Raw genomic sequence first — 25,619 nt, forward strand, 5'->3', positions numbered from 1 at the left:
TACGGTGGGACACGAAGACCTCCGTGCGGTGAAGACTCGACACCTCCACCACACCGGAGGTCTTCGCCATGATCAAGACCCGTCGGCGTTAACAATGCTCGTGGTCAATACAGCTAGGGGACCACCGCATGCTCCCTCCTTCCGCCCACGCCCGCGCACCCGGTGTCCGGGACGTGATCGTCGTCGGCGCCGGACCGGCCGGTGCCACCGCCGCCCGCGTCGCCGCCGAGAACGGCTGCGACACCCTGCTGCTGGAGCGCGCCGCCATCCCCCGTTACAAGACCTGCGGCGGCGGCCTCATCGGGGCGTCCCTCGCCGCACTCCCGCCCGGCCTGACCCTGAACATCCACGACACCGCCCGCCAGTTCACCTTCGCCCTCAACGGCCGCAGGGAACGCACCCTCGACTGCGGTTCCCCGACGTGTGCCATGGTCTACCGCAGCGAACTCGACGCGGCCCTGACCGAGGCCGCCGCGGCGGCGGGGGCGGAGGTCCGCGACAGCACCGCGCTGACCACGCTGGAACAGCGGGGCGGGACCGTCACCGTGAGAACCAACCGCGGCGACGTCCTCCGCGCCCGCGCCGTGGTCGGCGCCGACGGCAGCGCCGGCAGAGTCTCCCGGCACGTGGGAGTGCGGTGCGCGCAGGTCGATCTCGCTCTGGAGGCCGAGATCCCGGTCGGAGAACGGACGGCCGACCGCTGGCGCGGCCGCGCCCTGATGGAGTGGGGACCGCTGCCGGGTTCCTTCGGCTGGGTCTTCCCCAAGGGCGACGTCTGTACCGCCGGAGTGGTGGCCGCCCGGGGCAACCCTGCCGCCCTGCGCGCCTACAAGGAGGACTTCCTCGCACGCCAGGGGCTTCTCGGTCCCCGGCCCCTGCACGACACCGGTCACCTGACCCGGTGCCGCCATCCCGACTCCCCCCTCGCCCGGGGCCGCGTACTGGTCGCAGGTGACGCCGCGGCCCTCGTCGATCACTGGTCGCGAGAAGGCATCTCCTACGCCTTGCGCTCCGGAGACCTGGCTGGTCGCGCCGCCGCCCGCCTCGCCACCTCCACCGACGAGGAGGCCGGGGCGGCCGTCGACCGGTACGGCCGGCAGATCGACGACCTCCTCGGGGTCGAGATGCGTGCCAGCAGCACGGTCATGAGCCTCTTCACCCGCAACCCCGGTCTCGTCCACACCGCACTGACCCGCGTGCCCGCGGCATGGCGCCATCTCGACGCCTACCTCGCCGGCCGCACCAGCGTCGCCGGGATCATGTCGACGCCCCTCGCGCGGACCGCCACCTCTCTGGCCGGCCGTCTCCCGCTCGGGCGCCCCAGAAAGCCGTCGTGAGAACCTCACCCGTCCCGTGGAGAACCCGGCCCCCGAGCCGCCCTTTCCCTTCGCTCGTTCAACGGGCCACGACGGTAACGGCCGGCTCCCGCCCCGGGGTTCACACCCGCGGCGTCCGCTGAGGAGGAACGGTCACCACGCCCTCGTCGCACGAGAACATGCGCCGGCGCCCCCCGCCACCATGGCGGGAGAGCGCCGGCGCCACCCACAGCCCAGCACCGCCCACGCGGTTCCTGAGCCGCGGCCCACCTAGGGCAACATCCAGGCCAGCACGGGCAGCGACTGGAGGTACACCAGCCCGCACAGCACGACCAGCATGGCCAAGCTGTACCCCGCCACCTTGCGAAGCAGCACCCGCTCACTCCCCGGCTGCTCGACAGCCGTGGCGGCGATCGTCAGATTCTGCGGGCTGACCAGCTTTCCGACCACCCCGCCGGAGGTGTTGGCCGCGACCAGCAAGGTCGGGTCGATCCCCGCCTTCTGCCCAGCCGTCTGCTGGAGCGTCGCGAACAACGCGTTGGCCGAGGTGTCCGACCCGGTGACAGCGGTCCCCAGCCATCCAAGGCTCGGCGACAGCAGCGCGAACACCCCGCCGGCGGCGGCCAACCAGGTCCCGACGGCGACGGTCTGCCCGGACTGGTTCATCACGTAGCTGATGGACAGCACGGTCGCGACCGTGGCGATCGACACCTTCATGTTGGCGAGGGTGTGCCCGGCGGCGCCCACCGCCATCCGGCCGGTCATCGGGAACCGCTCGTCCCGCGTCAGCCGGTAGACGAGCGTGACCAGGAGGCCCGAGAGGATGAGCAGCGTCCCGGGGTTGCCGAGCACGTCGAGCTTGTAGACGGCGCTGCCCGCGGGCGACCCGTCGGGCGCGAGCAAGGACCCGTAGAGCCCGGGCCAGGGGAGCTCGATGTTCCACACGCCGAGGACCTTCGGCATGTCCAGCCCGCCGAGGTTCAGCTTTGCCAGCGCGAAGACGGCGATGACCAGCACGTACGGCAGCACGGCGAGGTTGACGCGGCGCACGGTCAGCGGCTCGGCCTCGACCTTGGAGCGCTGGTCCTCGGGCGTCGTCGGCTGCCAGAACCGCAGCATGAGCACGGCGGCGGCGAACCCGGCGAGGGCGGCGACCACGTCGGTCAGCTCGTAGGCGAAGTGCGCGGAGCACCAGAACTGGGCGACGGCGAAGACGGCACCGGTGACCAGCGCGATGGGCCAGAGCTGGCGCAGTCCGCGCGCACCGTCGACCAGGAAGAGCAGGAGAAGCGGTACGAAGAGGGCGAGCACGGGGCTCTGGCGGCCGACGACCGCGGCGATCTCCTCCGGCGGGATGCCGGTGAGGTTGCCCGCGGTGGTGATCGGGATCGCCATCGCGCCGAAGGCGACGGGAGCGGTGTTGGCGACCAGCACGGTGACGGCGGCCCGCAGCGGCGGCAGCCCGAGCGCCATCAGCATGGCGGCGGTGATGGCGACGGGCGCGCCGAACCCGGCGAGCGCCTCCAGGAGTCCGCCGAAGCAGAAGGCGATCAGCATCGCCTGGACGCGCAGGTCGCCCCGGCCGACGGCGCTGAAGGAGCGCCGCAGGTCCTCGAAGCGGTTGCTGACGACGGTCAGTTCGTAGAACCAGATCGCCGCGACCACGATGAGCATCACGGGGAAGAGTCCGAAGACCAGGCCCTGGCTCGCGGAGAGGAGACCGAGCTGCACCGGCATGCCCATCCCCACGACGCCCACCAGCAGAGCGACGGCGAGCGCGCCGGTCGCCGACTGCAGGGCGGACCGCTTGGCCCACATGAGCAGCAGGAAGAAGGTGGCGAGGGGGACGAGCCCCAGGAGTGCCGTTCCCGCCAGGCTGCCCCCGACGGCAGTCGAATCCGGTGTGTACACGGCGGCGAGAGCGGCCAATGGTGCTGGGGCCACGAGAGTGCTCCTCATCGAGTTCCGCGCCCGGGGTCCGAGGTCCCGCCTCTGGAGCCGCTGTGACGCGTGTGGCTGGCGATTCGAACTCAGTACCGCACCAGAGATATCCCATGTCAATAAGGTCGGACCAAACTACTCCGCGCCTCTTCAGGAAAGTACGGCCAGACGCTAATATGGTAGGACCATAAATCGATCGTGGAGGTCGGCCCATGCGTATCGGACTCTTCGCCACGTGCCTGGGAGACACGCTCTATCCCGAGGCGGTGAAGTCGACCGCCGTCCTGCTGGCGCGCCTGGGGCACGAGGTGGTCTTTCCGCCGGGCCAGACCTGCTGCGGCCAGATGCACGTCAACACCGGCTACCAGCGCGAACCGGTCCCCCTGGTCCGCAACTTCGCCGAGCAGTTCGGGGACGCCTCCATCGAGACCGTGGTGATGCCCTCGGGCTCCTGCGCCGGTTCGGTCCGCCACCAGCACGAGATCATCGCCGAGCGGTACGGCGACGCGGCGCTGCGCTCCGGCGTCGCGACGGTGAAGGCGAAGACGTACGAACTCTCCGAGCTGCTGGTCGACGTCCTGGGCGTCACCGACGTCGGCGCCTACTTCCCGCACCGGGTGACCTACCACCCCACCTGCCACTCCCTGCGGATGCTCCGGGTCGGCGACAAGCCGCTGAAGCTGCTGCGCGCCGTCGACGCCATCGACCTGGTGGAGCTGCCGGAGGCGGACGCCTGCTGCGGCTTCGGCGGCACCTTCGCGATCAAGAACGCCGACACCTCCTCGGCGATGCTCGAGGACAAGCTCGCCCACGTCACCGGCACCGGCGCCGACGTCTGCACGGCCGGGGACTCCTCCTGCCTGATGCACATCGGCGGCGGCCTCTCCCGGATCCGGTCCGGCACCCGTACGCTCCACCTCGCGCAGATCCTCGCGAGCACCCGCACCGCGCCCCACGTCCTGACGGAGGCCGCACGATGAGCAGCACCTTCCTCGGCATGCCCGCCGCGCCACCGCGCTCCCCGTACGGTTCGGGCAACCTGCGCGGCGACGAGAAGTTCCCGAAGGCCGCCCACCACGAACTCCGCAACGGCCAGCTCCGCCAGAACCTCCGCAAGGCCACTCACACCATCCGGGGCAAGCGGCTGAACGTCACCGCCGAGCTGCCCGACTGGGAGGCCCTGCGGGACGCGGGCTCCGCCATCAAGACCGACACCATGAACCGCCTCCCCGAGCTGCTCGAACAGCTGGAGCGGAAGGTCACCGACGCGGGCGGCACGGTCCACTGGGCCCGGGACGCCGACGAGGCCAACGCCATCGTGACCCGCCTGGTCGCCGCCACCGGCAGCGACGAGGTCATCAAGGTCAAGTCGATGGCCACCCAGGAGATCGGCCTCAACGAGCACCTGGAGAGCCAGGGCGTCACCGCCCACGAGACCGACCTGGCCGAGCTGATCGTGCAGCTCGCCCATGACAAGCCCTCGCACATCCTGGTCCCGGCGATCCACCGCAACCGCGAGGAGATCCGCGAGATCTTCCTCAAGGAGATCCCCGGCGTCGACCCGGAGCTGAACGCGGTCCCCGCCGAACTCGCCGCCGCCGCCCGCGCGTACCTGCGCGAGAAGTTCATGACCACCAAGGTCGCGATCTCCGGCGCCAACTTCGGCATCGCCGAGACCGGCACCCTCTCGGTGGTCGAGTCCGAGGGCAACGGCCGCATGTGCCTGACCCTGCCCGACACCCTCATCACCGTCATGGGCATCGAGAAGGTCCTGCCGCGCTACGAGGACCTGGAGGTCTTCTTCCAGCTGCTGCCGCGCTCCTCGACCGGGGAGCGGATGAACCCGTACACCTCGCTGTGGACCGGTGTGACCCCGGGCGACGGGCCGCAGGAGTTCCACCTCGTGCTGCTCGACAACGGCCGCACCGCCGCCCTCGCCGACTCCGTCGGCCGCGAGGCGCTCAACTGCATCCGCTGCTCCGCCTGCCTCAACGTCTGCCCGGTCTACGAGCGGGCCGGCGGGCACGCCTACGGCTCGACCTACCCCGGGCCGATCGGCGCCGTCCTCACCCCGCAGCTCGCCGGCATGCACGCCGCCAAGGACGACCCGAACAGCTCGCTGCCGTACGCCTCCAGCCTCTGCGGCGCCTGCTTCGACGCCTGCCCGGTGAAGATCGACATCCCCTCGCTCCTGGTGGAGCTGCGCCACCAGAACACCGAGCAGTCCGGGCGTACCGTCGAGCGGACCGCGATGAGGGCGGCGGCCGCCGTGATGGCGCGGCCGGGGCTGTACACCACCGCGCAGAAGGCGGCCGGGCTCGGCCGCGTCGTCGCCGGGCGGGACAAGAAGATCGCGCACCTGCCGCCGCCCTTCGACGGCTGGAGCGAGAGCCGCGACCTCGCCGCCCCGCCGAAACAGACCTTCCGCGACTGGCTCGCCTCCGACGAGGGCCGCGACACCCTCGGCGCCGCCGCCCGCGAGGGCGCCGAGCGGCGCGCCCGGCAGGCCGACGGAACCACCCCCGCCACCGGCGACAGCGAGGAGCAGCGGTGAACGCGCGAGAGACCGTCCTCGGCCGCGTCCGGGACGCCCTGACCCTGGCCCCGAAGCCGGAGGCCGCCGTCCCGAGGGCCTACCGCACCGGCCGCACCCTGCCCGACGCCGAACGGCTCGACCTCTTCGTCGACCGGCTCGTCGACTACAAGGCCGAGGTCCACCTTTGCGCCGCCGGGGAGACCGCCGCCACCGTGGCCCGCGTCCTCGCGGCCCGTGGCGCCCGGCGCATCGGGGTCCCGGCGGGGCTCGACCGCGGCTGGCTGGCGGAGTTCGACGGGACCGTGCAGGAGGACCGCGCCGACATCCCCGCGCCGAGCCTGGACGCGCTGGACGGTGTGGTCACCGCCTCCCGGGTCAGCTGCGCCGAGACCGGCACGATCTTCCTCGACGGCGAGTCGGACCAGGGCCGCCGCGCCCTCTCCCTCGTCCCCGACCTGCACGTCTGCGTGGTCGACCTCTCCTCGGTCGCGGTCGGCGTCCCCGAGGCGCTGGCCCGGCTCACCCCGCACCGGCCCACCACGCTCGTCAGCGGTCCGTCGGCCACCTCCGACATCGAGCTGGAGCGGGTCGAGGGCGTCCACGGCCCCCGCACCCTGGACGTGATCATCCGCACCGACGCCTGACCGGCGCCGGACGGGCCGCCCGACGGCCGGGCCGCAGGACCGACAGCCCCCTGGGAGATGCTCCCCGGGGGCTGCTCCCCGCTCGCGCCCGCGCCCTCACGCCGCGCCGCCGACGCCCGGCGCTGTCGTACCGCTGACCCGGCGCCGAGCGGGCATACGGTGGTCAGGCGTACGGGACTCGGACGCCCGTACCCCCCGCGGAGAGGAGACCGGTGACGAGGGAAGCAGGCGGACCGGGGCCCAGGGCCCTGGGGACGGGGCGCACCGAGACCCGCGAGGAACGCGCGGACCGCCAGTGGTCCGAACTGCTCCAGGAGCTGAGGGTCGCCCAGACCGGTGTCCAGGTGCTCTTCGCCTTCCTGCTGGCGGTCGCCTTCCAGCCCCGCTTCGAGGACCTGGGGCACACCGACCGCGTCATCTATGTCATCACCGTCGTCCTCGCGGCGGCCACCGCGGCCGCGCTCATCGGGCCCGTCTCCTACCACCGGCTCCTCACCGGCCGCCGCCTCAAACCGCAGACGGTGGTGTGGGCCTCCCGGCTCACCGTGCTGGGGCTGATCCTGCTGCTGTGCACGATGTGCGCGGCCCTGCTGCTGGTCCTGCGGGTCACCCTGAGCAACGGCGCCGCGTTCTGGCTGGTCGGCGGCATGGCGGTGTGGTTCGTGCTGTGCTGGTTCGTCTTCCCGGTGCTCGCCCTGCTACGGGACACGCGGAACGAGTGAGCCCGCCGGGCGTCCCTCCGCTCCGGTTGCGGGGGCCCGCAAGCCGGGTGACCCTGTGGGTGACCCAGAAGAGGCAACAGCTCACGCCGCGTGGTCGGGGGTGCGGTTCGACGGGGGGCGCGTGAGCCTCGTACAGGAGCCGCGACCATGTCCCTGTCCTTCGACAGCACCGAGCCCACGGCCGCCGAGGCCGTGATCCCCACCGTCGCCGGGGCCGCGCCCCCGGTACCGGCCCCGTGCCCCGGCACCCTCGCCGCCCCGGAGGCCCTCGCCCCGCCCGTGGCGCCCGAACGCCCGCGCACCGGCCCGCCCGCCGGACGGACCGCGCCCGAGGCCGCGCCGCCGCGCGCCGTTCCGCTGGTCGGCGCCCCCCAGCCGGGGGAGGGGCGCGGCGGTCACGCCGTCCGCGTCACGCGCGCCGAGCGTCCGGTGGAGTCGGCCGCCCCGGCCGGGACGGTCACCTTCGACACGGCGCGTGCCGAGCGGCTCTACCGACTCGACCTGCGGATCGCCGCCGACCGGATCGACCAGGTCCGGCGCATCGCCGCCGCCTACCTGGGCCACTGGGGCCTGGAGCGCCAGGCCGGCCCGATGGGGAAGGCCCTGGCCGAACTCCTCGGCAACGTCGTCCGGCACGTCGGTGACGGCGCCCCCTGCACCGTCGAACTCCGGCTCAGCGGTCGGCGGCTGACCGTCTCGGTCGCCGACACCTGCACCGCTATGCCCCGGCGCCTGCCGCGCGGCGGCGGACTCGCGCGGATCGGTGTGCTCTGCGAGAGCTGGGGCAGTTGTCACACGGAGAGCGGAAAGGTCGTCTGGTGCACCCGGCGCGTCGACCTGCCGCAGGGCGCGGCCGGCCTGCCCGGCACCCCGCAGCCACTGCTGAGCGGGGCGCGCCCCTGCCCGCCGCCCGCCGTCAGCGTGGGCTGAGTGACGTCCGCGCGGCTCCCGTCTGGCCCCGAGGCCGGCGGGGGCCGCGTCCCCGTTCCCCCAGGAGAACCCGTATGAGCGAGGCATCCGACCGCACCGGTGGCGTCGAGCGGCACGCCGGACCGTCCGCCCAGGAGATCGCCGCCCTGGACGCCCACTGGCGCGCCGCCAACTACCTGGCCGTCGGGCAGATCTACCTGATGGACAACCCCCTGCTCACCCGCCCGCTCACCCCCGAGGACATCAAGCCGAGGCTGCTCGGGCACTGGGGCACCTCGCCGGGACTCAACCTCGTCCACACCCACCTCAACCGGGTGATCAAGGACCGCCGCCTCACCGCCCTCGCCGTCTGGGGCCCCGGCCACGGCGGTCCCGCCGTCGTCGCCAACTCCTGGCTGGAGGGCAGCTGGAGCGAGATCTACCGGGACACCCCCCGCGACGCCACCGGCATGGCCCGCCTCTTCAAGCAGTTCTCCTTCCCCGGCGGCATTCCCAGCCACGTCGCCCCCGACGTCCCCGGCTCCATCCACGAGGGCGGCGAACTCGGTTACGCCCTCTCCCACGCCTACGGCGCCGCCTTCGACCACCCGGAACTCCTCGTCGCCTGCGTCGTCGGCGACGGCGAGGCCGAGACGAGCCCGCTGGCCGCCTCCTGGCACTCCAACAAGTTCCTCGACCCCGTCCACGACGGCGCCGTCCTGCCCGTCCTCCACCTCAACGGGTACAAGATCGCCAACCCGACGCTCCTCGCCCGGCTCCCCGAGGACGAACTCGACGCCCTGCTCCGCGGCTACGGCCACGACCCGCTGTACGTCGAGGGCGACGAACCCGAGGCCGTCCACCGCGACCTGGCCGTCGCCATGGACACCGCGCTGGACCGGATCGCCGTCATCCAGGAGCGCGCCCGCGAGCAGGGCGCCACCGAGCGTCCCTCCTGGCCGGTGATCGTGCTGCGCACCCCCAAGGGCTGGACCGGGCCGCGCGAGGTCGACGGCCTGCCCGTCGAGAACACCTGGCGCTCTCACCAGGTCCCGCTGCCCGGCGTCCGCGAGAACGCCGACCACCGGCGCCAGCTGGAGGAGTGGATGCGCTCCTACCGCCCGGAGGAGCTCTTCGACGAGGACGGTCGCCCCCGCCCCGAGGTCCTGCGGTACGTCCCCGAGGGCGACGCCCGGCTCGGCGCCACCCCGTACGCCAACGGCGGCCGCCTCACCCGCGACCTGCCGCTGCCCGACCTGGCCGACCACGCCGTGGAGGTGGCGGCGCCCGGCCGGAGCACCAGCCAGCCCACCCAAGTCCTCGGCGGCCTGCTTGAGGCGGTCATGGCGGCCACTGCCGACCACCGCGACTTCCGCCTGGTCGGACCCGACGAGACCGCCTCCAACCGCCTCGACGCCGTCTACGGCGCCACCGGCAAGGCGTGGGAGGAGAAGCAGCTCCCCACCGACGAGCACCTTGCGCGGGACGGCCGCGTCATGGAGGTCCTCGCCGAGCACCTCTGCCAGGGCTGGCTGGAGGGGTACCTGCTCACCGGCCGACATGGCATGTTCTCCTGCTACGAGGCGTTCGCGCACATCGTCGACTCCATGGTCAACCAGCACATCAAGTGGCTGCGCGCCTCCCGAAGGCTCGACTGGCGGCGGCCGATCGCCTCCCTCAACTACCTGCTGACCTCGCACGTCTGGCGCCAGGACCACAACGGCTTCTCCCACCAGGACCCCGGTTTCGTCGACCACATCCTCAACAAGAGTCCCGAGGCCGTCCGCGTCTACCTGCCGCCGGACGCCAACACCCTGCTCGCCGCCGCCGACCACGTGCTGAGCAGCCGCGACTACGTCAACGTCATCATCGCGGGCAAGCAGCCCACCTTCGACTGGCTGACCCTGGAACAGGCCCGCGCCCACTGCGCGCGCGGTGCCGGGACCTGGGCGTGGGCCGGGACGGAGGACGGCGTCCGCGAACCGGACGTGGTCCTCGGCTGCGCCGGGGACGTGCCGACCCAGGAGGTGCTGGCCGCAGCCAGCCTGCTCCGCCACCACCTGCCGGAGCTGAGCTTCCGCGTGGTCAACGTGGTGGACGTGGCGCGGCTGCTGCCCCAGGGAGACCATCCGCACGGCATGCCGGACGCCGAGTACGACGCGCTCTTCACCCGCGACAAGCCGGTCGTCTTCGCGTACCACGGCTATCCGTGGCTGATCCACCGGCTGACCTACCGCCGCCACGGCCACGACCACCTGCACGTCCGCGGCTACCAGGAGGAGGGGACCACCACCACGCCGTTCGACATGGTGGTCCGCAACGACCTCGACCGGTACCGGCTGGTCATGGACGTCATCGACCGGGTCCCCGGCCTCGGGGTGCGGGCGGTCGGGCTGCGCCAGGAGATGGCCGACGCCCGCTTCCGCCACCACCGGTGGATCCGCGAGCACGGCAGCGACCTGCCGGAGGTCGCCGAGTGGAGCTGGGAGGGCTGAGCACGTCGGCCGCCGGACCGGGGCGGCGCGGTCACGCCCGGTCCGGCCGCCGACCCGGTCGGCGGCCGAGTGCCTCCGCCAGCTCGTCCCTGGTCACGGTGGAGCGGCCCTTGGAGCGGAGAGCTGATCCCGCGTCGGCCCCTGAGCGCCCCCGGGCGAGGCGTCCCGCCGCGCCGGTACGCACAGTCCCTGGTTCACCGGTCCGGCAAGGGGTACGCGTATCCGCAGGACGGCGCCGACACCACTGCCGGGCCAGGCGGACCGTGTCGCAGTTGGGCCGATCGGGTGAAGCGCGTCAGAATTACGGAATGCAGACAACCGAGCGAGCCCGGACGGGGTGGGGGCAGTGAACGGCCACGACGTCACCGATGAGCAGTGGGAGGGCCTCGCCCAGGTCGTTCCCCTGCGGGGCCGCGACGCCTGGCCGTCCTGGCCGGGCCACCGCGCCACCCCGGAAGCCAGGACCGAACCCAGGCGCCGGTTCGTGGTCATGCGGGTCAACGTCTTCTCCGACGCCCGCGACGTCGCCGAGACGCTGATGACCCGGGTCCCGGTCCTCCTCGACCTGAGCGGTGCCGAGACCGACGTCGCCAAGCGCGTCCTGGACTTCAGCAGCGGAGTCGTCTTCGGCCTCGGCAGCGGCATGCACCGCGTCGATCGGAACGTCTTCCTGCTCGCCCCTCCCGGCATGGAGGTCCAGGGGCTGGTGGAGAGCGTCACCCCGCAGAACTGAGCCCGACCGGTGCCCCGGCCTCGCAGTGGGCCGGGGCACCGTCGTGACCGCGGGGTTCCGGCGGGCCGGCCGCTTCCCCCGATCGTAGGAAGGGTTCGGGGGGAAAACGGTTCACCTCCGACACCGTTGTCTACGGTCCGCTCCATGACCGTCCCCCCGCAGCTCACCCCCGGCAGCCGCCGTCCCCGGCACACCGCCCTCCCCCTGCGCACCGCCCCCGCCCGGCGCCCCGGCGAGACCGTCCCCGAACCGCGCCGCCACCCCGTCGACCCGCCGCCCGGCCCGGCCGCCGCCGAGACCCCCGACGCACCGCCCGCCCCGGCGGAACACCGGCCCGCCGTCACCGAACTCCGCCTGTCCGCCTACGCGGGCCTGCGCGGCACCCGGGTCCCCCTCGGCCCCCTCACCCTCCTCGCCGGACCCAGCGGCAGCGGCAGGACCACCGTCCTGAACGCCTACGCCGCCCTCGCCGCGCTGGGCTCCGGCGCCTGTCTGGAGACGGTCTTCGCCGACCCGGCCGCCTGCGTCCCGGAGGGCGCCCGGCCCGACGCCCAGCGGCGGCGCGGCTTCCGCATCGGCTGCACCGTCGACGGGCCCGTCGGCCCGGTCCGCCTCGACCTCGCCGTGCAGGCCGAGCCCGCCCTGCGCATCGTCGGCGAACGCCTCACCTGGCAGGGCGTCACCCTGCTGGAGACGGCCCTGCGCGACCCCGGGCGGCGCACCGTGCAGGCCGCCTGGCACACGGCGGGGGCGGTGCCGGTGACCCGGGGGCCGCTCCCCGACGACCAGCTAGCCACCGCCCTGTTGCCGCTGCGGGTCGCCGGGCGGACCGCGGGGGAACGGCAGGTGCTGGCCGCCGCCGAACAGGCCGTCGTCGCCCTGCGCTCGGTCTTCGCCTGCGACCCCCGGCCCGCCGTGATGCGCGCCCCCGTGCCGGTGGCCACCGGCCGCCTGCTGCCCCACTGCGACAACCTCGCGGACGTGCTGCTGCGCACCCGCAACGAATGCGCGGTCCGCCACGGCCTGCTCGTCTCCGCCGTCCGCGAGGCCGCTCTCCGGCCCGTCCGCGACGTCCTCGCCGAACTGCGCCCCGGCGGCACGGTGGAGGCCCTGCTCGACCGGGGCGCGGGACCGCGCACCCCGCTGGCCCGGCTCGGCGACGGGGAGCTGCGCCACCTGGCGCTCGCCCTGGTCCTCCTCACCGGGCCGGGTGTGCTGGATGTCGACCCGGCCGCCGAGGTGCCCGGCGCCTACCAGTGCCTGACCGTCCTCGCCGACGGCTTCGACCGCGACCTCGGCACCCGGCAGGTGCGGGGGCTGGTCGAGCTGGCCGGGCGCGCGGTGTCGCACGGTCACATCCGGCTGATCGGCACGGTCCGCGACGCGGGCCAGGTGGGTGGGGCGGCGGGGGAGGGGGCGACGGTGGTAGACCTGACGCCGGACGGGGACGGAACCGGATGAGGAGCGGGGCAGTGGACGAAGCGGGACGCGCGGAGCGGGAGGCGGGCGGGGCCGCCGGGGCGGGGATCGAGGGCGGCGGGCTCACCGCGGAGGTGCTCCAGAAGCGGCTCGCCCGGTTCGCCGCCGCGCGGGACTGGGGGCAGTACCACACGCCGAAGAACCTCGCTGCGGCGCTCAGCGTCGAGGCCTCCGAACTGCTGGAGATCTTCCAGTGGCTGACGCCGGAACAGGCGGCGGCCGTCATGGACGACCCGGAGAGCGCCTTCCGGGTCCGGGACGAGGTCGCGGACGTGCTCGCCTACACCCTTCAGCTCTGCGAGGTGCTGGGGGTCGACGCGCTGGAGGCGCTGGCCGCGAAGATCGAACGCAACGAGCGGCGCTTCCCCGCCGGGCCGTACCCGCTCGACCGCTGAACGGCCCGGCCGCACCACCGGGCCCGGCGCGGTGGTGCGGCCGGGGTGGCGCCGAACGGCCTTGCGGGGGCGCCCTGCCGGCGCCCGGTACCCGAGCGGCCCCTCCGCCCCCATCCGCGCCATCTCACTCTCCGGAGTGATCCAGTTGTCCACAATCGATCCTGTGTCCACAGATTTCCGATTTCCTCTGGCGTTTCGGCGCGGAGTGCATCACTCTGGGTAGTGGACTGATGCGCCCGGGGTGTTCGCCGGGCGCCCGGTGCCGCTCCTTCACGCCCGCTCGCCGGGCGCGTCGCGGCGGCGCCGGGCGTGGAGGGCTCCGGCGCGCGGCGAGTGAACGGGGGGACGGTATGGACGCGTTGCGACTGATCACCATGAACCGGCAGGCCCTGCTGCGCGGCCGCAGCTTGGAGACCATCACGGCGGAGGTGTGGGAGGCGCAGGCGCTGACCCGCGCCGTCGGCGCGCTGCTCGCCGAGGAGGGCCCGCGTGAACTGCGAGAGGCCGCCGTCGCGTTGAGCAGCCCCGGCGGCCGCGCCGCCGAGGCGACGGAGCTGCCGGTGCCCTGCCGGGGCGACCCGAGGGCGGCCCGGCTGACCCGCGCCCCGGACCTGGAGGCCACCCTGCTCGCCCTCGCCGAACTCCTCGGCGAGGTGGGGATCGCCCTGGTCGGCCTCGCCTGCGGGGTGTACCAGGAGGCGCTGTACTGGGCCTCGGTCGAGGCGATCGACGCGGCGGACGAGGCCCGGGACCGGGTCCTCGACATGCTCCGGGCGCTCGGGGAGAGCTCCGGCCGGCCCGGGCGCGGCCCCGCCGCCGAGCTGCGGTGAGCGGCGCCGTGCGGGTACGTGGCCGGACCGGCGCCCCCACCGGGCTCCCGGCCGCGGGGGCGCGGACGCGGACCGGGAGCGGGGACCGAGGGTCAGGAGAGCTGCGGCATGACCTCGGCGGAGATCAGTTCGAGCTGGTCCAGGTCGTCGAGGTCGAGCATCTGGAGGTACATGCGCTGCGAGCCGACCGCCTGGAAGGCCGCGATCCGCTCCACCACCTCCGCCGGGGAGCCGGCCAGCCCGTTGGCCTTCAGCTCGTCCACGTCACGCCCGATCACGTCGGCGCGCCGCTTCACCTCCGCGTCGGTCCGGCCGACACAGGCGATGAGCGCGTTGGAGTACACCAGGCTGTCGGCGGGGCGGCCCCGCTCCTCGGCGGCGGCCCGCACCCGGCCGAACTGCGCCGCGGTGTCCTCCACCGAGGCGAACGGGATGTTGAACTCGTCGGCGTACTCCGCCGCCAGCGCCGGGGTCCGCTTGGCGCCGTGTCCGCCGATGAGCACCGGCACCCGCTCCTGGGCGGGCTTGGGCAGCGCCGGAGACTCCTTGAGCTGGTAGAACTTCCCGTCGAAGTCGAACCGGTCCCCGACCGGCGTCTTCCACAGCCCGGTGACGATGGCCAGTTGCTCCTCCAGCCGCCCGAACTTCTCCTTGGGGAAGGGGATGCCGTAGGCGGAGTGCTCCTCCGCGTACCAGCCGGAGCCGAGACCGAGCTCCACGCGTCCGCCGGACATGGCGTCGACCTGGGCCACCTCGATGGCGAGGACCCCGGGCAACCGGAAGGTCCCGGCCGTCATGAGGGTGCCGAGCCGGATCGTCCTGGTCTCACGGGCGAGACCGGCGAGGGTGATCCAGGCGTCCGTCGGCCCGGGCAGGCCGGAGACGGAGCCCATGTGCAGGTAGTGGTCGGAGCGGAAGAAGGCGGAGTAGCCCAGCGACTCGGACGCCTGTGCGACGCGGAGCAGCGTGTCGTAGGTGGCGCCCTGCTGGGGTTCGGTGAAAACGCGAAGATCCATGGTCCCATCTTGCCTTCACCGTCCGCCCGGCCGGGACGCCCCACCGGCCCCGGGGGGAGCGGATGCGCACCTTCGAGTGGTCGTACGGCGAACACCCGGTGCCCGGCCCGCCGCACGGTCCAGGCTGGGAGCCATGACCGACACCACCCTGGCCGCTTCCCCCACCCGCCTCTCCCGCGCCGACTGGCTCGCCTCCCTGCCCCGCAACACCGCCTGTTCGGCCCTGGTCCTGCACGACGCGGAGTACCGGCTGCTCCTGGTCCACGCGACCTACGAGGACAGCTGGCAGTTCGTCGGCGGAGTCAGGGACGCCCACGACGACCCGTGGACGACCGCCGTCCGGGAGGCCCGCGAGGAGATCGGCTACGAACTGGTGGGGCCGCCCCGGCTGCTCGGGTACGACTGGGTGACCTTCGAGGACAGCGAGCCCGCCGTCCAGCACTTCTTCCGCGCCCCCGTGCTGGAGCCGGGGCGGCTGGACGCCATCCGGCTCTCCGAGGAGCACGACGACTGGCTGCTGCTCTCCGTCGAGGAGTGGACCCGTCGGCTCGGCCCGCACCGCGCCCGGCGGCTCCGCCCGGTCCGCGACGCCCTGCGCACCGGCCGCCCGCTCTGCCTGCGCGACGGGTACCCGGTGACCTGACCCGGGCACGGAGCTCCGCGCCGGGCGGCGGCGAGGCGTCCTGTGCGCCGGAAAACCCCTGGCCCGCCCCCGTGCGCCTGGTCATACTCGGCCAGGTGTTCCTCACTCTGACCACCCAAGGCCGCCCTGGACGTCCCGCATCCGACCTCGGATTCCTGCTGCACAAGCACCCGGCGAAGGCGCAGGCGTTCACCACCTCGCACGGCACCGCGCACGTCTTCTACCCGGAGGCGTCCGTGGAGCGGTGCACGGCGGCCCTGCTGCTGGAGGTGGACGCGGTCGCCCTGGTCCGCTCCGGCAAGGGCAAGGGCCGCGGCGGTGCCCCGGACTCGGCGCTCGGTCAGTACGTGAACGACCGTCCGTACGCCGCCTCCTCGCTGCTGGCGGTGGCGCTCGGCGCCGTCTTCCGCAGCGCCCTGCGCGGCGTCTGCACGGCCCGCCCGGAGCTGCCCGACGAACCGCGGCCGCTGCGGGTGGAGGTGCCCGCACTTCCGGCGCGGGGCGGGGCGGCGCTGGTGGAGCGGCTCTTCGCGCCGCTCGGCTGGCGGGTCGAGGCCACGCCCGTCCCGCTCGACGAGGAGTTCCCGCAGTGGGGCGACTCGCGGTACGTCCGGCTCGCCCTCGAAGGGGAGCTGACCGTCGCCCAGGCCCTGCGCCACCTCTACGTGCTGCTCCCCGTCCTCGACGGGGCCAAGCACTACTGGGTGGCCGCCGACGAGGTCGACAAGCTGCTGCGCGCCGGTGAGGGCTGGCTGCCCGCCCACCCCGAGCAGGCGCTGATCACCAGCCGCTACCTCGCGCGCCGCTGGTCGCTGACGCGCCAGGCCCGGGAGCGGCTGGAGCTCGCCCGGCTGGCCGAGACCGACGACACCCCGCCCGAGGCGCTGGACAACGCCGTGGAGGAGACCGCCGAGGACCAGGAGCGTCCGGTGCCGCTCGCCGAGCAGCGACGCACCGCGATCATCGACGTGCTCGCCCGGGCGGGCGCCTGCCGGGTCCTTGACCTCGGCTGCGGCCAGGGCCAGTTGGTGCAGGCCCTGCTGAAGGATGCCCGGTACACGGAGATCGTGGGGCTGGACGTCTCGGTGCGGGCCCTGACTGTGGCAGCCCGGCGGCTGCGGCTGGAGACGATGGGGGAGCGGCAGGCGAGCCGGGTCCGGCTCGTCCAGGGTTCGCTGACCTACACCGACAAGCGGCTCGCCGGGTATGACGCGGCGGTGCTCAGCGAGGTGGTCGAGCACGTCGATCCGCCCCGGCTGCCCGCGCTGGCGCACGCCGTCTTCGGCTCGGCCCGCCCGGCCACCGTCGTGGTCACCACGCCCAACGCCGAGTACAACGTGCGCTGGGAGTCGCTGCCCGCCGGGCACGTCCGCCACAGCGATCACCGCTTCGAGTGGACCCGGGCGGAGTTCCGTGCCTGGGCGGAGAGCGTCGCGAGCCGCCACGGCTACGCCGTCGCCCACCTGCCGGTGGGCCCCGACGACCCGGAGGTCGGGCCGCCGACCCAACTGGCCGTCTTCACCCGCGCGGAAGCCCCCGCGCGGGCACCTTCCGCATCGGCCGAACCATCCGCCGCCCGGCCGACCGAACAGTCCGCCGTTCAGCCCGCCGGACCACCCGCCCAGCCCGCCGCTCCGACGCCGAAGGAGGACCGGGACGCATGACCCGTACCGATTCCGACGCCGTGCCCGCCGCCTCCGTACCGCGCGAGCTGGCCGTCACCGACCTGTCCCTGGTGGTGCTGATCGGCGCCACCGGGTCCGGCAAGTCCACGTTCGCCGCCCGCCACTTCAAGCCGACCGAGGTGCTCTCCTCCGACTTCTGCCGGGGCCTGGTGGCCGACGACGAGAACGACCAGAGCGCCAGCGCCGACGCCTTCGACGTGCTTCACCACATCGCGGGCAAGCGGCTGGCCGCCGGGCGGCTCACCGTCGTCGACGCCACCAGCGTCCAGCGGGAGAGCCGCCGCCGGCTGGTCGACCTCGCCCGGCGCCACGACGTGCTGCCGATCGCCGTCGTCCTCGACCTGCCCGAGGAGGTCTGCGCCGAGCGGAACGCCGCCCGCCCCGACCGCGCGGGTGTGCCCCGCCGCGTCATCGCGCGCCACCGGCGCGAACTGCGCCGCTCCCTCAAGGGGCTGGAGCGTGAAGGGTTCCGCAAGGTCCACGTGCTGCGCAGCCAGGACGAGGTGAACCGGGCCGTCGTGGTCCGCGAGCGCCGGTACAACGACCTGCGCCACCTCACGGGCCCCTTCGACATCATCGGCGACGTGCACGGCTGCCGGTCGGAGCTCGACATGCTGCTCGGCAAGCTCGGTTACGTCGACGGCCACCACCCCGAGGGCCGCACCGCGGTCTTCGTCGGCGACCTCGTGGACCGGGGCCCGGACACCCCGGGCGTACTGCGCCGCGTGATGTCCATGGTCGCCTCCGGCGACGCCCTCTGCGTCCCGGGCAACCACGAGAACAAGCTCGGCCGCCTGCTGAACGGCCGCACCGTGCGCGCCACCCACGGCCTGGCCGAGACCATCGAGCAGCTGGAGCGGGCGGAGGAGCGCGACCCCGGGTTCCGCGCCCGGGTGCGGGAGTTCGTGGAGTCCCTGGTCAGCCACTACGTCCTGGACGGCGGGGCGCTGGTGGTCTGCCACGCGGGCCTGCCCGAGCAGTACCACGGCCGCACCTCGGGCCGGGTCCGCGCGCACGCCCTGTACGGCGACACCACGGGCGAGACCGACGCGTTCGGCCTGCCCGTGCGCTACCCGTGGGCCGAGGAGTACCGGGGCCGTGCCGCCGTGGTCTACGGCCACACCCCCGTACCCACCGCCACCTGGGTCAACAACACGGTCTGCCTCGACACCGGCGCCGTCTTCGGCGGCAAGCTCACCGCGCTGCGCTGGCCCGAGCGCGAACTGGTCGACGTGCCGGCCGAGCGGGTCTGGTACGAGCCGGTGCGGCCGCTGGCCTCCGAGGCGCCCGGCGGACACGAGGGCCGGCCGCTGGACCTCGCCGACGTCACCGGGCGGCGCGCCGTCGAGACCCGCCACCAGGGCCGGGTGGCGGTGCGGGAGGAGAACGCCGCGGCGGCGCTGGAGGTGATGTCACGGTTCGCCGTCGACCCGAGCCTGATGCCGTACCTGCCGCCGACCATGGCCCCCACGGCCACCTCCCGGCGCGAGGGGTACCTGGAGCACCCCGAGGAGGCGTTCGCCGAGTACGCCGCGGCCGGGGTCGGACGGGTGGTCTGCGAGGAGAAGCACATGGGCTCGCGGGCCGTCGCCCTGGTCTGCCGCGACGCCCGCACCGCCCGCGAGCGGTTCGGGGTGGCCGGCGAAGGCGTCACGGGCGCCCTCCACACCCGTACCGGACGCCCGTTCTTCGACGCGCCGGAGGCCACCGAGACCGTGCTCGCCCGGGTCCGGGAGGCGGTCGGCGCGGCCGGACTCTGGGAGGAGCTGGAGACCGACTGGCTCCTCCTCGACGCCGAACTGATGCCCTGGTCCCTCAAGGCCACCGGCCTGCTCCGCTCCCAGTACGCGGCCGTCGGCGCGGCCGCCCGGGCCGCCTTCCCGGACGCCCTCGCGGCGCTGGGGGCGGCGGCCGGGCGCGGCGTCGACACCGGTGCCCTGCTGGAGCGGCAGCGGGAGCGGGCGGCGGACGCGACGGCGTTCACCGAGGCGTACCAGCGGTACTGCTGGCCGACCGAGGGCGTGGAAGGGGCCCGGCTGGCCCCCTTCCAGCTCCTCGCGGTGAGCGGCCGCAGCCTCGCCGGCCTCCCGCACGACCGGCAGCTCGCCCTGATCGACCGCCTGGTCGAGGCCGACCCGACGGGCCTGCTCGCCCCCACCCGGCGGCTCTTCGTGGAGACGGGCGACCCGGAGTCGGCCCGGGCCGGCACCGACTGGTGGCTGGAGCTGACCGGCGCGGGCGGTGAGGGAATGGTCGTCAAGCCCGTCGACGCCCTGGTCAAGGGGAAGGACGGCCGCCTCGTCCAGCCCGGCCTCAAGTGCCGGGGCCGGGAGTACCTGCGCATCGTCTACGGCCCCGAGTACACCCGCCCTGAGAACCTGGCCCGCCTGCGCGGCCGCTTCCTCGGCCACAAACGCTCCCTGGCCCAGCGGGAGTACGCCCTCGGCCTGGAGGCCCTGGACCGGCTGGCCGACGGCGAGCCGCTCTGGCGGGTGCACGAGGCGGTGTTCGGCGTCCTCGCGCTGGAGTCGGAGCCGGTGGACCCGCGGTTGTGAGGAGGGGGGCGGACGGGTCCCGTGATCGTCTCGGGGCCCGTCCACTCTGGTGCCCGCTCGTCCGGGATTCCGTCCGGCGCGCCTACGGGGCGCACGGCCGGCGAACCGGCGGATCGGCGAACCGGTGACTCCCGGCGCCGCGCCGGGCGCGGCGCCTCTCGTCAGCCTGGCGTCATGGCGGACCTCTATGAGCCTCTATGAGCCCGTCCACGTGGAGGCCTACGACCCGGCCCGGGCACGCAGGGGCGAGGCGCTCGTCCGCGACCTCGTGCGGGAGCTGGCCTGGGCCCGTGCCGAGGTCGGGAGGCCGCACGGCACGGGGGCGTGGTCCGGACGCGCTGCCCGGGTGTCCTCGGCGTGGCACTCGCGGTACGGACGCCTTCGCGCGGCGCGGCCAGACACGACGCCGGCTCCAGCACGGCTGCCAGGTCACTCCGGGGCGGCGGACGGGTCGCCCGCCCATGGTCCGCCCCGGCCGGGGCTGCGACCAGGGGCACCCCTTGACCGAGGAGCCCTGTCAGCCGGGTGAGTGCCGGGTGGCGCCCGGGACCCACCCGGCACTCACCCCCCTTCGCCGAGTGAATCGCCCCGCGACCGGTGAGGATGAGAGGCATGGGATTCCATGTCGACTCCGAGGTGGGGCGGCTGCGCCGCGTCATCGTTCACCGGCCGGGGCTGGAGCTGAAGCGGCTGACGCCTACCAACAAGGACGCGCTCCTCTTCGACGACGTGCTCTGGGTGCGCCGCGCCCAGCAGGAGCACGACGGTTTCGCCGAGGTGCTGCGGGGCCGGGGCGTGCACGTCCACCTCTTCGGCGACCTGCTGCGGGAGAGCCTAGACCTGCCCGAGGCGAGGGAGCTGATCCTCGGGCGGGTCTTCGACGAGCGGGAGTTCGGCCCGCTCGCCACCCGCCACCTGCGGGCCGCCTTCGCGGCCATGGACTCCGCCGAGCTGGCCTCCGGCCTGGTCGGCGGCATGACCAAGCGCGAGTACCTGACCCGGCATCCGGAGCCGCTCTCGGTCCGCTTCCACGTGATGGAGCCGGACGACTTCCTGCTCCATCCCCTCCCCAACCACCTCTTCACCCGGGACACCTCCGCCTGGGTCTACGACGGCGTCTCGGTCAACGCCATGCGCTGGCCCGCCCGGCAGCGCGAGACCGTCCACTTCGAGGCGATCTACCGCCACCACCCCCTCTTCGCCACGGAGCAGGCCCGCCCCTTCCACACCTGGTCCGAGGGACAGGAGTGCTACCCCTCCACGATCGAGGGCGGCGACGTGCTGGTCCTCGGCAACGGCGCCGTGCTGATCGGGATGAGCGAGCGGACCGCCCCGCAGGCGGTGGAGATGCTGGCCAGACGGCTCTTCGCGGCCGGTTCGGCCCGCACCATCGTCGCTCTGGACCTGCCGAAGCGCCGGGCCTTCATGCACCTGGACACGGTGATGACGATGGTCGCCCCGGACGTCTTCACCCAGTACGCCGGACTCGGCATGCTCCGCTCGTACACCATCGAGCCGGGTGTCACGCAGCACGACCTCAAGGTCACCGACCACCCGCCGGAGCACATGCACCGGGCGATCGCGGCGGCGCTGGGGCTCGGTTCGATCCGGGTGCTGACCGCCACCCAGGACGTGCACGCGGCCGAGCGCGAGCAGTGGGACGACGGCTGCAACGTCCTCGCGGTCGAACCCGGCGTGGTCGTCGCCTACGAGCGGAACGCCACCACCAACGCCTACCTCCGCGACGAAGGGGTCGAGGTCATCGAGATCCGCGGGAGTGAGCTGGGGCGCGGCCGGGGCGGGCCCCGCTGCATGAGCTGCCCGGTCGAACGGGACGCCGTCGGCCCGTGAGTCGCCGCCGCGACGGGCCCCGGCGTCCGGGAGCGCCCTGCCGGGTCGCGGTGGTGTGGCCAGGGGGCGGGGCGCGACGGGTGGCGGGCCGGAGGGGGCCGGGCGCTCCGTCGTATATTCATGTGTGCTGTCGTATAGAGTTCCATGGTCATCGTATTCGCACCCCAGGAGCGCCCCATGGCGACAGACCTCACCGGCCGCAGCTTCCTCCGAGAGCTGGACTTCACCGCCGAGGAGTTCCGCTCACTCGTCGCGCTGGCGGCCGAGCTCAAGGCCGCCAAGAAGGCCGGGGCCGAGGTGCAGCGGCTCCGTGGGCGGAACATCGCGCTGATCTTCGAGAAGACCTCCACCCGGACCCGGTGCGCCTTCGAGGTGGCCGCGGCCGACCAGGGTGCTTCCACCACCTACCTCGACCCGTCGGGCTCGCAGATGGGTCACAAGGAGTCGGCCAAGGACACCGCGCGGGTGCTGGGCCGGATGTTCGACGGCATCGAGTACCGGGGCGACAGCCAGGCCACCGTCGAGGAGCTGGCCGCCCACGCGGGCGTGCCGGTCTTCAACGGGCTGACCGACGACTGGCACCCCACCCAGATGCTCGCCGACGTCCTCACCGTCACCGAGCGCACCGGCAAGCCGCTGGAGCGGGTCGTCTTCGCCTACCTCGGCGACGCCCGGTTCAACATGGGCAACTCCTACCTGGTCACCGGCGCGCTCCTCGGCATGGACATCCGGATCGTCGCCCCGCGCGCCTACTGGCCCGCCGAGCACATCGTCGACGAGGCCCGCCGCCTCGCCGCGGGCAGCGGCGCGCGGATCACGCTGACCGAGGAGGTGCACGTCGGGGTGGGCGGCGCCGACTTCGTCGCCACCGACGTCTGGGTCTCCATGGGCGAGCCCAAGAGCGTCTGGAGCGAGCGGATCACCGCCCTCGCGCCGTACGCGGTCACCAAGGAGGTCCTGGCGGCCACCGGCAACCCCGACGTCGTCTTCCTGCACTGCCTGCCCGCCTTCCACGACCTCGGGACCGAGGTGGGCCGGCAGATCCACGAGAGCCACGGCCTGACTTCGCTGGAGGTGACCGACGAGGTCTTCGAGTCGTCCCACTCCGCCGTCTTCGACCAGGCCGAGAACCGGCTCCACACCATCAAGGCCGTCCTCGTCGCCACCTTGGCGGGCACGGCGGCCGGTACCGCGGTGAGTGAATAGTCATACGCTTGCTGGTGAATATGCGCATAATCATCCGTTAGGCTGGTCGTGCAACTGGTGGGGGCCCGGACCGACCGTCCGGGCCCCCACCCGTTGCGTTCGCGGCCCCCGTCCGACCCTGAGGACGGGCATCCGTGGGACGTACCGGCGAGGCGGCGCGCGCCGCACCCGCCGAGGCCCGTGTGCTGCCGATGCTGACGGCAGGCCGACCGGGCCACCCACGGGCCGTGCCCCCCACGCACCACCGAAAGCGAGCACCACCCCATGCGTCCCACCGGAGCGCGTCCCAGCGGAGCGCGCGTCAAGCCGCCGGAACTGCTCGTCGCCGAGTCCGGCGCCGACCTGGAGGGCCACGGCCTCAAGCGGACCATGGGCCTGTTCCAACTGGTCTGCTTCGGCATCGGCGCCGTCGTCGGTACCGGCATCTTCGTCGGCCTCTCCGACACGGTCGCCGAGGCCGGGCCCGCCGTCGTGGTCTCCTTCGTGCTGGCCGCCGTGACCTGCGTCCTGACCGCCTTCTCCTTCGCGGAGCTGGGCGGCGCCATGCCGGTCTCCGGCAGCTCGTACTCCTTCGCCTACGCCAGCCTCGGCGAGCGCGCCGCCTTCCTCACCGGCTGGTGCCTGCTGCTGGAGTACGGCGTCTCCATCTCGGCGGTGGCAGTCGGCTGGGGCCAGTACCTCAACGAGCTGCTGCACAGCCTGATCGGCGTCCGGCTGCCCGAGGCGCTCTCCCACCCGCCCGGCGAGGGCGGCGTCGTCAACCTCCCGGCCGTCGTCGTGATGCTGCTGGCCGCCGTGCTGCTGGTGCGAGGGGTGCGCGAGAGCGCCCGCGCCACCGCCGTGATGGCCGTGCTGAAGATCGGCATCCTGCTGCTCTTCTGCGTCATCGCCTTCAGCGCCTTCCAGCAGGACAACCTCGCCGACTTCGCCCCGGCCGGAGTCGCGGGTGTCACCTCCGGCGCCTCGCTCGCCTTCTTCTCCTACATCGGCTTCGACGCCATCACCACCGCCGGCGAGGAGGTCAAGAATCCCCGCAAGAACATCCCGGCGGCTGTGCTGATCTGCATCGGCGTCGTCACCGTCCTGTACTGCCTGGTCGCGGTCGCCGCCATCGGTGCGCTCTCCGCCGACGACGTGGCCGACCAGCCGGCCGCGCTGTCGCTCGTCGTCAACCAGGTCACCGGCTCCACCATCGGCGGCGGCGTCATCGCCTTCGGCGCGGTGGTGGCGATCGCTTCGGTGGTGCTGGCCGTGATGTACGGCCAGACCCGCATCCTGATGTCGATGTCCCGCGACGGACTGATCCCGCGCGTTTTCGAGCGTGTCTCGCCGAAGACCTCGACGCCCGTCGTCAACACCTGGATCGTGACCGCCGTCTTCGCCGTCCCGGCCGCCGTGGTTCCGCTGGACGTGGTCATCAACCTCACCACCATCGGCACCCTCGCCGCCATGGCCGTCGTCAACGTCGCCGTGATGGTCCTCCGCCGCACCCGCCCCGACCTGCGCCGCAGCTTCCGGGCGCCGCTCTTCCCGCTCACGCCGGTCGCGGGCATCGCCTTCTGTGCCTACCTGATCTACGGCACCGGACCGCTGACCTGGCTCCAGTTCGCGGCCTTCCTCGCCGTCGGCCTGCTCGTCTACACGCTGTACGGGCGGCGCCACTCGACGCTCGCCGCGCGCGAGCTCAGCGAGGCGCCGGCCGGAACCCGTCCGGACGGTCCGCCGTCGGCAGGGTGAACCAGATCGCCTTGCCGGTCTCGGTGGGGCGGTGCCCGCACGACAGGCTGAGCGTGCGGATCAGCAGCAGCCCCCGGCCGCCCTCCGCCCACACGTCGGGCGGCTCGGGCGGCAGCTCGCTGGTCAGAGTCGGCGGGGTGGCGGGGCTGCCGTCGTGCACCTCCACCTGGCAGCGCTGTTCCAGCAGGTCGACCACGAGCTGAATGGGGTCGTCGCCGTCGGTGTGCTCGACGGCGTTGGCGACCAGCTCCGCGGTGAGGAGTTCGGCCGTGTCGGTGTCCGCGGACGGCTGGATCTCCGCGAGCGCCGTCCGGATCAGCGCACGTGCGATCGGCACGGCCGCCACGGAGTGCGGCAGCGAGATGCGCCACGAGGTGGTGGCGGGGACTTCGGGCACGGGCGTCATCCGTTCGGCGGGTACGGCTCCCAGGCCGCGGCTCTTCGGGGGCGCGCCGCCCGCGGCGGTGCGGTGCGGGCTTCGGACACGGGCTTGCTCCAGCGTACGAAGGCGCGATGGGTCCTGGAGAGTCTCCCGCCGCGTCCCGGTGGAGGCCATCGGAGCCGGGCGGAGTGCCTACGGCCGGTCCTACCGGGACTTTTGCGTAAGACACAGGCACCGTCCGACTCCTCCTCGGGCCGGTGGCGTGTGACGCGCCTCACGCCTCTCTTTCTTCGTGTACGCCCTGATCATTCCCTTCTGTCCCTCTCTGTCGCCCCCTGTGTGCATACCGTTCGCGGGATCGGCGGCCTCCCGGCGGCCGGATGTGACCGCGTCCCGCCGGGCGGGCCCCGCGCCTGACGTCTTCCCGCGCCGGGCGGCACCGCCCGTCCGTGTCCCTCGCGAGCCCCCGGCCAGCCCGTCCGGACCTCCCCGTCGCCTCCCTTGCCGCGCCCCCGGTTCCCGCCTGTCCGGCCCAGCCCTCTCC

The 25,619-nt window shown here is 73.5% G+C and carries 20 protein-coding genes; 17 read left to right on the forward strand and 3 right to left on the reverse strand.

What is annotated here, in order from left to right:
* Positions 1-128: 128 nt before the first annotated feature.
* Positions 129-1,337: a geranylgeranyl reductase family protein gene (locus ACFWMZ_RS16775; RefSeq protein WP_383173886.1), complete on the forward strand. Its 1,209-nt coding sequence runs from the start codon at positions 129-131 to the stop codon at positions 1,335-1,337.
* A 249-nt stretch (positions 1,338-1,586) separates the two neighbouring features.
* On the opposite strand, the gene ACFWMZ_RS16780 is transcribed toward ACFWMZ_RS16775, so the two are convergent.
* Positions 1,587-3,260, reverse strand: a complete 1,674-nt coding sequence (locus tag ACFWMZ_RS16780; RefSeq protein WP_383202303.1) for an L-lactate permease — start codon at positions 3,258-3,260, stop codon at positions 1,587-1,589.
* Positions 3,261-3,469: 209 nt separating this feature from the next.
* Here ACFWMZ_RS16780 and ACFWMZ_RS16785 point away from each other — a divergent pair, with 209 nt between their 5' ends.
* The 10 genes from ACFWMZ_RS16785 to ACFWMZ_RS16830 all read left to right on the forward strand — a co-directional run bounded on the left by ACFWMZ_RS16785 (position 3,470) and on the right by ACFWMZ_RS16830 (position 14,000).
* Positions 3,470-4,237, forward strand: coding sequence for a (Fe-S)-binding protein (locus tag ACFWMZ_RS16785; RefSeq protein WP_383173880.1), 768 nt, complete (start codon positions 3,470-3,472; stop codon positions 4,235-4,237).
* The gene (locus ACFWMZ_RS16790; RefSeq protein WP_383173877.1) at positions 4,234-5,811 is read left to right on the forward strand and encodes a LutB/LldF family L-lactate oxidation iron-sulfur protein; all 1,578 of its coding nucleotides are present in this window, start codon (positions 4,234-4,236) and stop codon (positions 5,809-5,811) included. Before ACFWMZ_RS16785 ends, ACFWMZ_RS16790 begins: the two co-directional genes overlap by 4 nt.
* Entirely contained in the window at positions 5,808-6,437 is a 630-nt protein-coding gene (locus ACFWMZ_RS16795; RefSeq protein ID WP_383202306.1) for a lactate utilization protein C, read from the forward strand. Before ACFWMZ_RS16790 ends, ACFWMZ_RS16795 begins: the two co-directional genes overlap by 4 nt.
* A gap of 212 nt (positions 6,438-6,649) precedes the next feature.
* Positions 6,650-7,159 (forward strand): DUF6328 family protein, encoded by a 510-nt coding sequence (locus tag ACFWMZ_RS16800; protein ID WP_383173871.1) that lies wholly within the window; start codon positions 6,650-6,652, stop codon positions 7,157-7,159.
* Between the two features lie 147 nt (positions 7,160-7,306).
* Positions 7,307-8,089, forward strand: coding sequence for an ATP-binding protein (locus ACFWMZ_RS16805; protein WP_383202309.1), 783 nt, complete (start codon positions 7,307-7,309; stop codon positions 8,087-8,089).
* Between the two features lie 74 nt (positions 8,090-8,163).
* Positions 8,164-10,563, forward strand: a complete 2,400-nt coding sequence (locus ACFWMZ_RS16810; protein WP_383202312.1) for a phosphoketolase — start codon at positions 8,164-8,166, stop codon at positions 10,561-10,563.
* Between the two features lie 346 nt (positions 10,564-10,909).
* Complete coding sequence (locus ACFWMZ_RS16815; protein WP_383173862.1) at positions 10,910-11,296, forward strand: cell division protein SepF; 387 nt, start codon at positions 10,910-10,912, stop codon at positions 11,294-11,296.
* Between the two features lie 144 nt (positions 11,297-11,440).
* Positions 11,441-12,757, forward strand: a complete 1,317-nt coding sequence (locus ACFWMZ_RS16820; protein WP_383173859.1) for an ATP-binding protein — start codon at positions 11,441-11,443, stop codon at positions 12,755-12,757.
* A gap of 11 nt (positions 12,758-12,768) precedes the next feature.
* Positions 12,769-13,170 carry a nucleotide pyrophosphohydrolase gene (locus tag ACFWMZ_RS16825; protein WP_383202315.1) on the forward strand — a complete coding sequence of 134 codons (402 nt, stop codon included), beginning with the start codon at positions 12,769-12,771 and terminating at the stop codon, positions 13,168-13,170.
* 350 nt (positions 13,171-13,520) lie between these two features.
* Positions 13,521-14,000: a DUF6099 family protein gene (locus ACFWMZ_RS16830; RefSeq protein WP_383173856.1), complete on the forward strand. Its 480-nt coding sequence runs from the start codon at positions 13,521-13,523 to the stop codon at positions 13,998-14,000.
* A gap of 92 nt (positions 14,001-14,092) precedes the next feature.
* Here ACFWMZ_RS16830 and ACFWMZ_RS16835 read toward each other — a convergent pair whose 3' ends face one another.
* Positions 14,093-15,016: an LLM class F420-dependent oxidoreductase gene (locus ACFWMZ_RS16835; protein ID WP_383173853.1), complete on the reverse strand. Its 924-nt coding sequence runs from the start codon at positions 15,014-15,016 to the stop codon at positions 14,093-14,095.
* Positions 15,017-15,149: 133 nt separating this feature from the next.
* On the opposite strand from ACFWMZ_RS16835, the gene ACFWMZ_RS16840 reads away from it, so the two are divergent.
* From ACFWMZ_RS16840 to ACFWMZ_RS16865, 6 genes are all read left to right on the forward strand, one after another.
* Complete coding sequence (locus tag ACFWMZ_RS16840) at positions 15,150-15,659, forward strand: NUDIX domain-containing protein (protein WP_383173850.1); 510 nt, start codon at positions 15,150-15,152, stop codon at positions 15,657-15,659.
* A 95-nt stretch (positions 15,660-15,754) separates the two neighbouring features.
* On the forward strand, positions 15,755-17,323 hold the full coding sequence (locus ACFWMZ_RS16845) for a 3' terminal RNA ribose 2'-O-methyltransferase Hen1 (RefSeq protein WP_383173847.1): 1,569 nt from the start codon (positions 15,755-15,757) through the stop codon (positions 17,321-17,323).
* The gene (locus tag ACFWMZ_RS16850; RefSeq protein ID WP_383202318.1) at positions 17,320-19,899 is read left to right on the forward strand and encodes a polynucleotide kinase-phosphatase; all 2,580 of its coding nucleotides are present in this window, start codon (positions 17,320-17,322) and stop codon (positions 19,897-19,899) included. The genes ACFWMZ_RS16845 and ACFWMZ_RS16850 overlap by 4 nt, the downstream gene beginning before the upstream one ends.
* Positions 19,900-20,511: 612 nt before the next feature.
* The gene (locus ACFWMZ_RS16855) at positions 20,512-21,750 is read left to right on the forward strand and encodes an arginine deiminase (RefSeq protein ID WP_383202321.1); all 1,239 of its coding nucleotides are present in this window, start codon (positions 20,512-20,514) and stop codon (positions 21,748-21,750) included.
* Between the two features lie 177 nt (positions 21,751-21,927).
* The gene (argF, locus tag ACFWMZ_RS16860; RefSeq protein WP_383173838.1) at positions 21,928-22,956 is read left to right on the forward strand and encodes an ornithine carbamoyltransferase; all 1,029 of its coding nucleotides are present in this window, start codon (positions 21,928-21,930) and stop codon (positions 22,954-22,956) included.
* A gap of 264 nt (positions 22,957-23,220) precedes the next feature.
* Positions 23,221-24,693 carry an amino acid permease gene (locus tag ACFWMZ_RS16865; protein WP_383173835.1) on the forward strand — a complete coding sequence of 491 codons (1,473 nt, stop codon included), beginning with the start codon at positions 23,221-23,223 and terminating at the stop codon, positions 24,691-24,693.
* On the opposite strand, the gene ACFWMZ_RS16870 is transcribed toward ACFWMZ_RS16865, so the two are convergent.
* On the reverse strand, positions 24,641-25,099 hold the full coding sequence (locus tag ACFWMZ_RS16870) for an ATP-binding protein (RefSeq protein WP_383202325.1): 459 nt from the start codon (positions 25,097-25,099) through the stop codon (positions 24,641-24,643). The two genes, ACFWMZ_RS16865 and ACFWMZ_RS16870, sit on opposite strands and share 53 nt — an antisense overlap.
* Positions 25,100-25,619 lie beyond the last annotated feature (520 nt).

The organism is Streptomyces sp. NPDC058373 (genome assembly GCF_042723275.1).
Lineage (GTDB): Bacteria > Actinomycetota > Actinomycetes > Streptomycetales > Streptomycetaceae > Streptomyces.

Coding starts and splice junctions, on each gene's coding strand:
- ACFWMZ_RS16775 (WP_383173886.1), top strand. CDS start 129: ATGCTCCCTCCTTCCGCCCACGCCCGCGCACCCGGTGTCCGGGACGTG.
- ACFWMZ_RS16785 (WP_383173880.1), top strand. CDS start 3,470: ATGCGTATCGGACTCTTCGCCACGTGCCTGGGAGACACGCTCTATCCC.
- ACFWMZ_RS16790 (WP_383173877.1), top strand. CDS start 4,234: ATGAGCAGCACCTTCCTCGGCATGCCCGCCGCGCCACCGCGCTCCCCG.
- ACFWMZ_RS16805 (WP_383202309.1), top strand. CDS start 7,307: ATGTCCCTGTCCTTCGACAGCACCGAGCCCACGGCCGCCGAGGCCGTG.
- ACFWMZ_RS16810 (WP_383202312.1), top strand. CDS start 8,164: ATGAGCGAGGCATCCGACCGCACCGGTGGCGTCGAGCGGCACGCCGGA.
- ACFWMZ_RS16820 (WP_383173859.1), top strand. CDS start 11,441: ATGACCGTCCCCCCGCAGCTCACCCCCGGCAGCCGCCGTCCCCGGCAC.
- ACFWMZ_RS16830 (WP_383173856.1), top strand. CDS start 13,521: ATGGACGCGTTGCGACTGATCACCATGAACCGGCAGGCCCTGCTGCGC.
- ACFWMZ_RS16835 (WP_383173853.1), bottom strand. CDS start 15,016: ATGGATCTTCGCGTTTTCACCGAACCCCAGCAGGGCGCCACCTACGAC.
- ACFWMZ_RS16840 (WP_383173850.1), top strand. CDS start 15,150: ATGACCGACACCACCCTGGCCGCTTCCCCCACCCGCCTCTCCCGCGCC.
- ACFWMZ_RS16850 (WP_383202318.1), top strand. CDS start 17,320: ATGACCCGTACCGATTCCGACGCCGTGCCCGCCGCCTCCGTACCGCGC.
- ACFWMZ_RS16855 (WP_383202321.1), top strand. CDS start 20,512: ATGGGATTCCATGTCGACTCCGAGGTGGGGCGGCTGCGCCGCGTCATC.
- argF (WP_383173838.1), top strand. CDS start 21,928: ATGGCGACAGACCTCACCGGCCGCAGCTTCCTCCGAGAGCTGGACTTC.
- ACFWMZ_RS16865 (WP_383173835.1), top strand. CDS start 23,221: ATGCGTCCCACCGGAGCGCGTCCCAGCGGAGCGCGCGTCAAGCCGCCG.
- ACFWMZ_RS16870 (WP_383202325.1), bottom strand. CDS start 25,099: ATGACGCCCGTGCCCGAAGTCCCCGCCACCACCTCGTGGCGCATCTCG.